Source organism: Bradyrhizobium sp. BR 1432 (assembly GCF_051547705.1).
Taxonomy (GTDB): Bacteria; Pseudomonadota; Alphaproteobacteria; order Rhizobiales; family Xanthobacteraceae; genus Bradyrhizobium; species Bradyrhizobium zhanjiangense.
Map to the genome: position 1 here is coordinate 911,447 of NZ_JBPUGF010000003.1, position 12,755 is coordinate 924,201.

A 12,755-nucleotide genomic window follows, 5' to 3' on the forward strand; every position below is an offset into this window, starting at 1 on the left:
GGGCCGGAGCGTCAAGCGGAGGACACCGCCGGGGAGACTTTCTTGGCTCGCGAGGAATGGGCGTAGCCCAGGGGAAGAAAGTCTCAACCGGCGGCGTTGCGGCTCAGACGATCGAGGCGCAGCCGGTCTTCGGCCAGATCAAGCCAACGAGGCGAGGTGCGTCCGAGCGCTGAACACAGACTTAAGCGGAAGAAAAAAATGGCAGAGCTCGTTTTGCAAAACAAGACGATCGGTTTCGAGGTAGAGGCTGCGATCAGCGCCTGATCTTACCAAATCGGGTCGCATCCGACAGCTGCCGTGAAAAAGGCGGCGCTGAAGTACCAGGGTCTTTGATCTGCTCGCGCAGCTTGGCGAGTTGCCCACGCTCCACGCGCATGATGCGAATATTCTCGTGAACTCGCCTGCGGATAGATCAGCGCTTTCAACTGCGCTCGAGCCAAGGTCGATCGAATGCTCTGCGTATCCAGCCGGAGTTTGATCCACCATCGGCACCACCGTGCGCGCGTTCGATACCCCCTCCTTGGGATCCACCAGCCTTTGTTCGTTCAGGCCGGGAGTGTTGCGCAAACTCACCGCATGCTTGCGAAGCAGGACGCGTGTCCGCAGACCGGAATACTCAAAACCAAGGCGTATTCTATGGAGTGGGAGCCATGGTGATTCTGTTTTGTCGATGCATGCGTGAGAATGCCTTCGTCAGCTGATCGTCAGCCAGGCGGTCTATCTAAATAGGCTTCGCATTCTCGCGTGGATCGGAGGTCGAGTATGACGGGCATTGAGCGGCCTGGCAAATCGCACGTTGGGGCCACTCGAGCCGACGAATCGAGCAGTTCGCGGTCGGAATCAAGTCTCGCCCATGCGGAAGACAGCCAATTGTTCGATTCCGCGGTGCAGCGGATGCGCTCTGGGCCTCAAGATAGACCGGCGCCGGTCGGCAGCCAGCCGCGAACTTCGGATATGGCAGTCCCCATTTCATCGACGGGTGACAAGATCAAGGCAACAAAGCGACAAATGGAAAGCCTGCTTGCGGAACTTGACGCTTGCCGTAAGGCGGCCATGCAAGCGCGGAGCTCGTCAGAGGCACAAGAGCTGATCGACCAGCTCATCCACGTAGGCTCAAAAGTTCTGGAGTACTACGCCAGCCTGCCCCAGCATGAGGCGCGCAGGATTTTGTCTGACGATCAGGCTCGCGGTCTCCGCGACGAGGTGCTCCATGCGGCGGAGCAATGTAACGCACTGGCCGCCCCGACCATCTACGCCTTGGAGGAGAGCAGGATAAGTGCCACCGTCGTGCTCGAACGGATGCTATCCAACACTCCCTCTGACCAACTGAACCGAGCGGTTTCCAGCGTAGCAAACCGCTATGCGGACTGCATGGAGTGGTGGGGAAAGAAGGCGTTGCGTTCGGAACGGCTGCAAGGCGTCTGCGCCGCTACTGCTAACTTACCCAATGCAACGGCCGAAATGCGGCAGGCCGATGAGGCCGCACTGCGGCTGCACAGCGGTTGGGCACTGCACACGAAGTGCATGCATCTGCAATCGCAGGTCGCTCTCGCACAAATCATGATTGAGCCTCACGAGAGCACGTTCGACCCAGCCACGAGGGAAATCCTCATAGCCGAGAACGGACGGGCGCGCCTGCTCGGAACCTTCATCGCGGACGTTTTTCCGGCATTCGTATCGACAAAGGACGCAGTTCTACAGAGCCAAGGACGCACACTCGACGCAGCGCACTGCGCGGTCCTGGAAGGAGTTATGGAGCGGCTTTCTGAATTTGCGTTGGGCGTGCACAACCTCGTTTCAAAGCTAAGCGATCCCAGGACAGGTGTCGACCTGCCATTGAAACTGTTGCATCAGATCGTGGAAGGCGCGTGGGTCACTGCACACGACGTTATGCGACTGCTGGATCTACAGCCCAAAACGTCGGCCATCATTTCGCCGGCGGTCGAGGCTGGGGCTGCGAAACCGGCCGACACTACGAGAGAGGCTGTAGCGGCCGAAGGCACGTCAGCGCGCAGGAAGGGTAAAGGCAAACGTACACCGAGCGCTGTCGCCGGGAGTTCGGCACGCGACCGGACGCAGCCGCAGGTCGCTACAACCGACAAAGCCACGGCGCCAGCAGCCAAGGTTGTCGTGCTCTCGGATTTAGGTACGAAGAAGCTCGTGAGCGCGGAGGAGGCGCATGCGAGGGCGTCATCCTCGGCGACGGGACACTTGGCGATCTGGCAGGCCCCGCCATCAATGGAGGCGCTGACGCGCTTCCTCGAGCGCTTGGACGCACTTCTGCAGTTTGATCTGGCTGGTCAGCAAAGGGCCGTCTCGCAAGCCCGCCAAATGAAACCCGAGGACGCCGACCACGTTGTGGATACCGTGATCGAGCGCCTGCAGACCCAGGCCGCCGAAATGCAGGCTTGTGTGGCCTCGTTGGAGGAGCCTCGTCGACGCGTCCTACTCACGGCAACGCAAGTGCCCGAGGTGCACGACAAACTAGTCCGACTCAAGATGATGCGGGCCGAGGCGCAGGGGCTCGCCAAGGCTTTGGATGAGCGAAAGGCGTCGACTAGGATTGAATGCATGAAGACCTACGGCTTTCCGTCGCAGAAGTACCTTGAACAGTTGCGCGCGGCCGAGGAGTTGGCGCCTGCAGATCTACCGCGCGCGTTAAAGGGCGAGCCAGGGGTGTTGTTTGAGGTCAAGCTGCAACCCAAGGCGCTGCGCAATGGTGCAATGCCGAGCCCTATGTGGGTTCACATCCATACGAAGCGGCCGGTACATGTGCGGCAGTTGACGACGCTGGATGACGCCGACTTCGCCGCTTGCCACGTCAAGTCCAATGAACAACGCGGCTATAATCAACAGTGGCAGAACGCCCGGGCGGCGACGGGTCGCGAAAACGTCGTGGTTCACCGCGGCAAGCTCACGCCTGCATTCTGTAAGTCCTTGTTGGCCACAGTGCATAGTGACATCCCACGCTATCGGCTTGCCGAGGCGGACCAACTGTCAACGCAGGCCGCTCGACTTGGGATCTAGGGCCTTTAGCGGAAGAGTACCGAGTGGAGACATCATTGGTCAGACCCAGGAAATCTGGAGCCAGCGGGCCGTACTCAGGGTCGTGGGCCTACGGCAGCCCGTAGCCTGAAAGCTTCCGAGACGAAGTACTTTCGCTCTTCGCCGAACGCGTGGTCAGTTTCCCCCGACCAGCTACAAGACCAGCTTGCTGAAGCCAAGCGGCCGATGACGATTGCCGGAATCGGCCGATCACGGCTCGGCGCTGGTTGCACTGGCCGGCGACAGCTCGCGCGCGACTGTCCGGTCTGGCCGCAGCGATTGGAAGAAGACAAACTGAGTGTCGGGCGTACCCTTTCGCCACTGCGGACGATCAACCCGCGTGAGTAGATCAGGCAGGCTTTGTTGCAGCTAGTCCTAAGCGGTAGTCTTGCGGAGTGACACGCCTACAACGCGCTGGCGTCGCAGCCGTGATGTCCGATCCGCGTTCGATCAGGCGTGTCGATGGTTACATAACCGCGCGCAAGGCGCGATACGCAGGTGCAGAGCTTGCTGTTTGTCGCCCGCTCTTCGGTGCTGAAGAACACATCGCGGTGATCGACCTCAGCCGACGCCTCCAGGATCGGCAGCACGCAAAGACCGCATTCTCCGCGACGGCAACCGAAAATCATGTTAACGCCGGCATCTTCAAGCGCCTCCAGCATCGAGCGATGGGCAGGCACGTCAATTTCCAGGCCCAATCGGGGAACCATGATCTTGAAGGGGACGTCCGCGAAGGCGCCAGCATTGCCGAAGGTCTCGTACCGGAGATGCTCCGCCGGTCTGCCCGCTTGGCTCCAAAGCTGCTTGGCCGCCTCTAACATGCCGAACGGGCCACACACATAGAGCTCGCCACGCGCGTCGAGTTGGGCGATCTCGCCGCCGAGGTCGATCCGCTGTCCCTCTTCACCGACGAAAAGCTGAAGTCGTTCGCCGATGTAAGTGGCAAGCTCGTCCGCGAGCGCGAGGTCGCGACGGCTGCGTGCGGCATAGAGCAGGCGAAAATTCGCACCGGCTTGCTTCAGTGCCAGCGCCATCGTGTAAATCGGCGTGATGCCGATGCCGCCGGCCAGCAGCAGGTAGTCCGGCCGGTCGTAGCTCAGTTCGAAGCTGTTTGTTGGCTCGAAAATCGTGAGCCGTTCGCCCGCTTTGAGGCGCCACATGCCGATAGACCCGCCCCGGCTCGATGCAAGCCGCTTGACGGCGATGCGATAGAGCCCGTCCGCACAAGGCCCCACCAATGAATAGCTACGAAGCTTCGGCTGCGTGTCGGTCGGCACGAGAACGTCGATGTGACTGCCAGGAGTTACCTTGTTCAATGGACACTCCGGCTCGATCTCGAAGAGACGGACGTCAGGAGTGAGATCGCGCGTGGCGCGAAGGCGTGCGCTAATCGGTTCTGTCGGCTTGGCCATGACTTTCTCACTCACTCGGCCGCAACCTTAGCGACCACGGCGGCCTGCTCGTCAGCCATCATTCGGTCGATCAGCCGCCGTGCCCAGAGCGCGCCCGCATCGATGTTGAGATCGTAAAAGGGAGAACGCGGATTCTTGTCGATGGCAGCCTGCTGCGCCTCCAACACCCGGTGATCCTGATCGTAGACCCCTGCCCCGCCATTAACATGGGCGAGCTGGAGCTCTTTCGTTAGCTGCGCATCATCTCTGCGATAATTTCGGACAAAGTTCCAGAAATAGTGGCAGGTCGTCTCAGTTTCCGGTGAGATCGCCGCCAAGAACGCACCGCTGACGCCGTGCGAGCGGTCGCCTTGCGGCGCGCCGGTATTGGTCAGCGCCACGCCGACGTCTCCGACGACCACCGATGGCGCCTGGAACGTCACGATTTGCCAGCGATCGACGCGGCCCCGCCGTGCAAGTTGGCGGCCCCAGAATGGGGGCGGCTCGATGTCGATCATCCAGCGCGTCATCGTCGCCGTGTTATCGGTGTGGGTCACATCGAAGGGCGCGGCAGTGATCGCCTCGTCGCCAATGCTGCCCGCGTGCACATAGGTCTCGTGCGTAAGGTCCATCAGGTTGTCAACCACGAGGCGATAATCGCATTTCAGCTGATAGAACGTGCCGCCGTCGCCGACCCATTCTGTGCCGTCGTTCCAATGAAAATCTGGAATTTTGGCGGGGTCCGCCAGCGCTGGATCGCCGGGCCACAGCCAGACCAGACGATGCCGCTCAGCCACGGGATAGGCACGCACGCAGGCCGACGGATTGATCGTCTTCTGCGCGGGCATGTAGGAGCAGCGGCCGGCCGAATTGAACACCAGCCCGTGATAGCCACACATCACGTCGTCGCCCTTGAGATGTCCGAGTGACAGCGGCAAAAGCCGGTGCCGACAGGCATCCTCCAGCGCCGCGACGAGGCCATCAATGCGGCGGTAAAGCACGACGTTCTTGCCGCAAATTGTGCGGGCGGAAAGCTCGCGGGCGATCTCATGGGACCATGCAGCCGCGTACCAGGCATTGAGCGGAAAAGGTTTGGGTGCGTTCATGGGCTCTCCATGGCTGAGGCGATCGTCGCGGGCTTGCCGCTTTAACTCCCATATTCGAGCAGATTGCGCTGACAATAGTGATCGGACAATCGGGCAGAGTTGGTAACCGTTATCTACTCTTTCGATAGGGTGGTTTGGTTTCCGCGAGGAGGGACTTAAGGAGATGGCAAAGGATTGGGATCCACTCGCGATTGATTTTGCTGCGATCCGTACTTTGCGCCTGGTGTCGGAATTGGGCTCGTTTTCGAAGGCCGCCGAAGTGCTCGGTACGAACCAATCGACGATTAGCTATACGATGGACCGGCTGCGCGCGGCGTTCCACGACAAGCTGTTCGTGCGTCAGCATGGCGGGATCGCGCCAACGCCTCGCTGTGTTGAGATCGTTGAGTGTGCCAGCCGCCTGCTTGAGCGCTTTGAGAGCCTCATGCAGCCGACGGATTTCGACCCCGCAAGCGCGTCCGGGCAGATCACGATCGCCTGCAACTATTACGAACGGTCGATCATTCTGCCGCGCACGATCGCTGAGATCAGGCGCCGGGCGCCGCGCCTGCTGCTGGAAATCAAGACGGCGCGCGCGAAAGGAATCGCGTATCTCAAACGGGGCGAAGCCGATCTTCTTATTGGCCCCTATGAGGTGCAGGGGGAGAGTTTCTATCATCGTCATCTGCTGGATGACCACTATGTGTGCGTTATGCACAAGAGCCACCTGCTCGCCGGCCGGAGGTTGGCGTCGATGACTATGTCAAAGCGAGCCACGCCGTCGTCAACTATGGAGGCACCTGGCGCTCAGGCTACCTAAGAGGGCTCGATGAACGCGGCCTGTCGCTCAACCAGGTGGTCACGGTGCCGAGCATCTCCGATCTAACCCACATTCTCCCCGGCACGGACCTGGTCTCGACGGTGCCAAGCCGAATCGCTTCGAACATCGCCAAATCCATCGTAGCAACGTCGTGTCCTTTCCCCGAACCGTTTCAAGTCGGCATGACCTGGACGTCCCGGACCCATCATTCTGCCGCCCACCGGTGGCTGCGGCAACTTATGGCCCAAATTGCCGGCGGTCTGCCGTACAAGACCGCTCTCGCGCCTTCCGGGCGCAGCCGCGGCAGCATCAATGCCGGAGTTTGAATCTCCGGGCCCTCGGCATGCGAGTGTCTCCTTCTCCGGCTGGATTTCGCACCAACCTCCTCGTTATCTACTAGTTCCGCCAGCTCCGACGTTCGTTACCAGGAAGCCAGTTTCTAGTCGCCCGACGAGAGGAGGCGGTGGCATGAACTTCGCCGGGTCGATCTTCCGGTGGTTTGGGACGCGCGACATGCGCACGCGGTTTTGTCGGTACGCATGAACAAAAGCGATCAGAAGGCACGAGGGCTCGCCGAGCTGGTCCGTGTCGGCTTGGAGGTCAAGGTCAATGCGAGCAAAGTCGAAGGATCCGCGCGATACTTGTCGCAAGATCCCGGCTCGTGGCCATTCGTCGAGATACGAGAACCAGCGCCGCAGCCTGATCAAAGAATAGGGTTTGATGTTTCCAACGCGTGATCGGACTGCAGTTTTGCAATCTGGTGCGCGAGCTGTTGGTCGAAGATCATCAGCTGCTCGGTGCGATCGAGCCGCCGTTAAAGCATGATCCGGAAATGTGTGAAGCGGTTTTGCGGAAAGATCATGCGCGAACAATGTCCCAAAGCGCGATGATGATTCACGACTCTCGCAATCAATGCTGCTTCACAGTTCAACCCCGTGGTCCCTGAGCACTTGGCGCATCAGCGCGCCTTTAATCTCGCAGGCGATCTCGTCACGGATCTTTGCTCCGAACTGCAACTCGGCATCGCTGTTTCCAGTCAGGTCATGAGCGGCCAGCCGTTGCTCGAGGCGGCTCTCGAACTCCTCACCCATCGCCGCGATCAGCCGGTCCTGCATCTGTGCATAGGCTTCGGGGGCAATCCGGCCCACCACCGTCTCCCAAGGTCGCCAGCGAGTTGCCAGATAGTCGGCGAATCCCGCCGCCTCCTCATTGCGCACCTTCGTCTGGGCCGCGGTGAGGTCGTGCTCGGTGACGTAAGAGACATCAAAGAACCGCATGTCCGGAGCGATGAGCTGCAGGTCCAGCCGCTCGCGCAGCTTGACTTGATAGGCGAGATAGACCTCGATCTCGTCGACGAATTGGAGCGAGCCGACCCTCTCACGAGCGATCGGCTCGAGTGCGCCCAGGCGGAACAGGACCCGCGCCTGGTGGACGAGCTCGCCGAGACGATTGTCATAGGCCCCTTCCTCGACATCAGCGTTCAGGCGTACTGTCTGCATGCCGTTCCAGGTTAGGGTGATGCGATCTTGGCAGGTCTCGCTCGCCCCAAACGCGAGCTGGAAATACTGCTGGCGCAAGTGCGGCCTGATCGCTGCTTGCCGCAGATCCTCGGCTACTGCTTTTCGAAAGTCGGGATTGCCATAATTCACGGTGCTCCGCAGCCTGTCGAGGAAAAGCGCATATTCCGACGCACCCGCCTCGTCGGCGAAGTTTTGCCAGGCCGCTATCACCTCCGGCTCGCCCTCCATCCAGTCCGCGACCACCTCGCTCAGGGGTCGCGCTGAACCGCCCGCCGTTCCCTCATTCATCGAGAAGAAGACCCGCGGACCGCTATAGCCTGGGACATTCAGGGCTCCCGCAAGATTCGTCCGCACCCGCTCGGACAGCGGATTATCCTCTACATAAACCATGCACCCAAAACCCAGCTGGGTTAGCAGCGTCTCCGGCAGGCTGGTCAACCGGTTACCTCGTGCCTCGAGCACCTGGAGCTCGGCCGGGAGGGTCTCAGGCAAGCTCGTCAGCCTGTTGCCGCCGACGTGGAGTCTCTGAAGCTCAGGCGGGAGGGTGTCGGGCAGGCTGGTCAGGTCGTTGTCGCGGGCGAAGAGCAACGGGAGTTCGGCAGGGAGGGCGTTCGGTAGGCTGGTCAGCCGGTTGCCGTCGGCTTCGAGCTCCTGGAGGTCGGGCGGCAGGGTCTCGGGTAGGCTGAGTTAGCCGGTTGCCGCCGACGGCAAGTGTCTGAAGTCCGGTCGGGAGTGCGTTGGGCAGGCTGGTCAGCAGGTTGCCGCGGACATCGAGGTCCTGGAGCCCGGCCGGCAGTGTATCCGGCAGGCTCGTCAGCCGGCAGCTGCCAGCGGCGAGCGTCGCAAGGTTTTCCGGAAGAGTTTCGGGCAGTCTAGTCAGCTGGTTGCTGCCGATTTCGAGTGACTGGAGGCCCGCCGGGAACGTGTCGGGCAGGCTGGTCAATCGGTTGTCGCTGGCGCCGAGCCACCGGAGGCCGGCGGGGAGCGTGTCGGGCAGGTGCACCAACTCGTTGTTGCTCACGTCGAGCGACTGGAGTCCGGGCGGAAAGGCGGCAGGCAATGTTGTTAAGCCTAGGTATGGCAGGTCCAGCCGTGCATAGACGTCGCCGGCTTCTGCCCAGGCTCTTATTCGTCTTACAGCCTCGTGCCGGTCCTCGTTTTCCGTCTGCCCTGGCTCGCCAGCAAAGGTGTCTAGGATTTCGTCAAGCCGCGCTTCGCTGAGGACGGGGTCTTCAAGGTCCGTCAGATTGCTGGCAGAGCCGGAGGTGGAGGGGCCTGTGCCGTGCAAGGCTCCTTGCGCCGCGGCCGGGGCGAGCCAGGGGCCTCCTCTTGAAGTATTGCCGTCGCCCGGCCGGGAGTGTCGGCCGGGGTTCGATGCCGCGAGATTTTGCTCCCAAGGAATCACGCCGGACGTTGGCCACTCCGCCACCACATCATCGGCCTCAGCCCACGAATGCTCCTCCTGATCGACACTATGCGTCGGCCAATCGGCAACTGCATCCATCACGTGCCAGCAATCTGTCAGGCTGAAACTGCCGGCCGGCAACTGGCCATGGTGATCCGCGGCCGCAAAAAGCACATTCTGATTGCCCCCTTGTTCAGAGGCCGGATCCGAGGGCGACCGCGAGGTGCTCTGCCCGACGCGATCCTCGTGCGGCATGCTCAACTGCTCTGCATCTCTGTTCGACACAAGATAGGGCTGGCCGAGGCGATTTGAACTGGGAGGTTGGCGCTCGTGCGGATGAAACTCGTTCAGGTGCTGCTGAAAGCCCGCTTGGTCCGCCTGCTGCGTTTGCAGCGCGTCGTCATGCGTCCGCTCGACGCCCGACGCCTCGAAGGGGTTGAGCTTGTTGAACGGATCCATCCCATTCTCCTGGCAGATCTAAGCAGTTGACGCCGGATCTGGATAAACACGTTCTCGCTAATAGGTTTAGCTTTCGAGAAGCTGACGAGGAATCAGCATGATCGTGGGCGCCCACATGTTGAACGAGACCCATGATCGACGATCTGCGGACCGTGGCACCGACTTTGTTTGGCCGTTCCCAGTCTTTGCCCCCGTCCCTTTCGCCCCGCATCTCGGCTGGACGACAAAGCAGAGCTGTGCACGTTCGTTCCTCCTGGGTGCGGAGCCGGCCATTTGCAGCACGAGGAGGAACGGAATTAGACGCGCGGCTGTTACAGTCCTAAACAGGACCTGTCGCCATGCGCCGCCCGAAACCGCAGCCGATCCGTAACAAGCTCGACCTGACCGACCGCACCCAGGTGCGCCTCGTCAAAAAGCGTCTCAGACTATCCGACGCGGAGCTGACCAGCATCGTCGGGCGGATCGGCAACTCGATTTCAGCTATCAGCAAAGAGGCCGCGCTGCAAAGAGCATCCGCGCTGGCCAAGCCGGCCAAGGTGCCTTCCGCCTCGGTGATCGCCTCGGCGGCCGCCAACGAGCCGGTAACGACCGAGGTCGAGGCGACCGCGCCGACATTTTGACGGGCTAGTTCGGGGGCGAAGATGGATGAACCAATACATTCAGACCACGCCCTGACACGGGCGGCTTCAAGCCTGCGCCGCTCCCGGATCACCGAGGGCAAGCCGTTTCCGCTAGGCGCCACTTGGGATGGGTTAGGCGTCACTTCGCACTGTTTTCGGCCCATGCCACCAAAGTTGAGCTCTGCCTGTTCGACGACACGGGCGAGACCGAGCTGGAGCGGATCGAACTCCCCGAATATACCGACGAAGTCTGGCACGGCTATCTGCCATCTGCCCGTCCGGGCACGGTCTATGGCTACCGCGTCCATGGCCCGTACGAACCCGACGCGGGACACCGGTTCAATCCCAACAAGCTCTTGCTTGATCCCTATGCCAAACAGCTGGTCGGGCATCTGCACTGGGGGCCAGAGCTGTTCGGTTACCAGCTCGATCATGCCGAGAAGGACCTCTCCTACGACGACCGCGACAGTGCGCCTTTGATGCAGAAGTGCCGGGTCATCGACCCGGCCTTCACCTGGGGCGCGGCGCGCAAACCGGAAGTGCCGTGGGAGCGGACGATCATCTACGAAATACACGTCAAGGGGTTTACCCAGTTGCATCCGCTCGTTCCGGAAGCGGACCGGGGCACGTTGTCGGGCCTCGCGCATTCGGAGGTTCCCACTTATCTGCGGTCGCTCGGCATTACCAGCGCGGAGCTATTGCCGATCCATGCTTTCGTCGATGACAGCTATCTGGTCGAGAAAGGCCGGCGTAACTACTGGGGCTACAATTCCATCGCCTTCTTTGCACCGGAGCCGCGTTACCTGAAGACGCCGCTTGCGAACGAGTTCAAGGCCATGGTCAACCAGTTCCATGCCCATGGCATCGAGATCATTCTCGACGTCGTCTACAATCACACCGCGGAAGGAAACGAACTCGGCCCAACTCTATCATTCAAGGGCATCGACAACGCCAGCTATTACCGCCTGCTGCCGGACGAAAGGCGCTACTACATCAACGATACCGGCACCGGTAACACCGTGAACCTCTCGCATCAGCGCGTGCTCCAGCTGGTCGCCGACTCCTTGCGCTATTGGGCCACCGAGATGCGGGTCGACGGCTTTCGTTTCGACCTCGCAACCATCCTGGCGCGGGAGCCTTACGGCTTCGACGAAGGCGGCGGCTTTCTCGATGCCTGCCGCCAGGATCCCGTGCTCTCCAGCGTGAAGCTGATCGCCGAGCCCTGGGACATCGGCCCGGGCGGCTATCAGGTCGGCCAGTTTCCGCCGGGATGGGCGGAGTGGAACGACAAGTTCAGGGACACCGTGCGCGCCTTCTGGAAGGGCGATCCCGGCACGATCGCCGACTTTGCCAAACGCATTTCGGGGTCGGGTGATCTTTTCAACAAGCGCGGACGCCGGCCGTGGGCCAGCGTCAACTTCGTCACTGCGCATGATGGCTTCAATCTGAATGATCTCGTCTCGTACAACGACAAGCACAACGAGGCGAATGGCGAGGACAATCGCGACGGTCACAGCAACAACCATTCTTGGAATTGCGGCGTCGAGGGTCCGACCGATGATCCCGAGATCACGGCCTTGCGCGAGCGCCAGAAACGGAATCTGCTTGCGACGATGCTGCTCTCCCATGGCACACCCATGCTGCTGGCCGGCGACGAGTTCGGGCACACCCAGAAGGGCAACAACAACGCATACGCCCAGGACAACGAGACGACCTGGCTCGATTGGATGCGCATCACCGCGAACGGCCGCAACCTGCGCGAATCTGCGCGAAAGCTGATCGCGACACGCAAAGCATTCCCCATTCTGTACCGCAGTCGCTTCCTGGTTGGCTCGCACAATGAGGAGCTCGACGTCAAGGACGTGACCTGGCTATCACCATCCGGCGAGGAGATGACTACGGAGCAATGGCAGGACGGCAATACCAAGTGCTTCGGGATGCTGCTCGATGGACGCGCGCAGGAGACCGGAATCAAGCGCCGCGGCTCTGATGCGACCATGCTGCTGGTTTACAACGCGCACCATGACGTCGTGACCTTCACCTTGCCGGCCGTGGCAGATGGCTTTAGTTGGTTGGGCCTGATCGACACCAACCAGCCGGACGCGCGGATGGTCGAGTTCGAGTTCGGGCACGCCTACGCGGTGACGGGGCGATCCCTGTTGGTGTTTGGGCTTGCCAACGATAACATCGCGACGCGACGCCTGCGGCAGGGTCTTGGCGCACTTTTGGATATCGCAGACACACCTCTGTCTGGCTAGATAGACCGGTCTCGACACGGCTGATCAGCGATCCATCTCGCCCGGACACGATGTCGAGCCCCCAGAATCGCCGAGACCTCGGCAAGCAGATGCCTCTTCCCAGGCAACTCCATATGCGGACTGAGGAGCATTTGGAACGCCGCTTCAAAGCC

Annotated in this window: 6 protein-coding genes and 3 pseudogenes; 5 read left to right on the forward strand and 4 right to left on the reverse strand. The window is 61.1% G+C overall.

Features of this window, described 5'->3' with window-relative positions; translation table 11 throughout:
* Nucleotides 1-762 precede the first annotated feature (762 nt).
* Nucleotides 763-3,027, forward strand: a complete 2,265-nt coding sequence (locus ACSKB8_RS04370; protein ID WP_438102756.1) for a hypothetical protein — start codon at nucleotides 763-765, stop codon at nucleotides 3,025-3,027.
* Nucleotides 3,028-3,449: 422 nt separating this feature from the next.
* On the opposite strand, the gene ACSKB8_RS04375 is transcribed toward ACSKB8_RS04370, so the two are convergent.
* Together ACSKB8_RS04375 and ACSKB8_RS04380 are read right to left on the reverse strand one after the other, a co-directional pair.
* On the reverse strand, nucleotides 3,450-4,457 hold the full coding sequence (locus ACSKB8_RS04375; RefSeq protein WP_438102758.1) for a PDR/VanB family oxidoreductase: 1,008 nt from the start codon (nucleotides 4,455-4,457) through the stop codon (nucleotides 3,450-3,452).
* A gap of 11 nt (nucleotides 4,458-4,468) precedes the next feature.
* On the reverse strand, nucleotides 4,469-5,542 hold the full coding sequence (locus ACSKB8_RS04380) for an aromatic ring-hydroxylating dioxygenase subunit alpha (RefSeq protein WP_438102760.1): 1,074 nt from the start codon (nucleotides 5,540-5,542) through the stop codon (nucleotides 4,469-4,471).
* Between the two features lie 163 nt (nucleotides 5,543-5,705).
* Between ACSKB8_RS04380 and ACSKB8_RS04385 the strand changes: the two are divergent.
* Both ACSKB8_RS04385 and ACSKB8_RS04390 read left to right on the forward strand, forming a co-directional pair.
* A pseudogene (locus ACSKB8_RS04385) lies at nucleotides 5,706-6,667 on the forward strand (LysR family transcriptional regulator).
* A 138-nt stretch (nucleotides 6,668-6,805) separates the two neighbouring features.
* Nucleotides 6,806-7,182: pseudogene (locus ACSKB8_RS04390) on the forward strand (IS110 family transposase); the annotation flags it as partial.
* 79 nt (nucleotides 7,183-7,261) lie between these two features.
* On the opposite strand, the gene ACSKB8_RS04395 reads toward ACSKB8_RS04390, so the two are convergent.
* Nucleotides 7,262-8,449: an NEL-type E3 ubiquitin ligase domain-containing protein gene (locus ACSKB8_RS04395; RefSeq protein ID WP_438102762.1), complete on the reverse strand. Its 1,188-nt coding sequence runs from the start codon at nucleotides 8,447-8,449 to the stop codon at nucleotides 7,262-7,264.
* Nucleotides 8,394-9,725 (reverse strand): hypothetical protein, encoded by a 1,332-nt coding sequence (locus tag ACSKB8_RS04400; RefSeq protein ID WP_438102764.1) that lies wholly within the window; start codon nucleotides 9,723-9,725, stop codon nucleotides 8,394-8,396. Before ACSKB8_RS04400 ends, ACSKB8_RS04395 begins: the two co-directional genes overlap by 56 nt.
* A gap of 338 nt (nucleotides 9,726-10,063) precedes the next feature.
* Between ACSKB8_RS04400 and ACSKB8_RS04405 the strand changes: the two genes are divergently transcribed.
* Nucleotides 10,064-10,345 carry a hypothetical protein gene (locus ACSKB8_RS04405; protein WP_438102766.1) on the forward strand — a complete coding sequence of 94 codons (282 nt, stop codon included), beginning with the start codon at nucleotides 10,064-10,066 and terminating at the stop codon, nucleotides 10,343-10,345.
* Nucleotides 10,346-10,366: 21 nt separating this feature from the next.
* Nucleotides 10,367-12,603, forward strand: a pseudogene (gene glgX / locus ACSKB8_RS04410) (glycogen debranching protein GlgX).
* The last annotated feature ends 152 nt before the right edge of the window (nucleotides 12,604-12,755 follow it).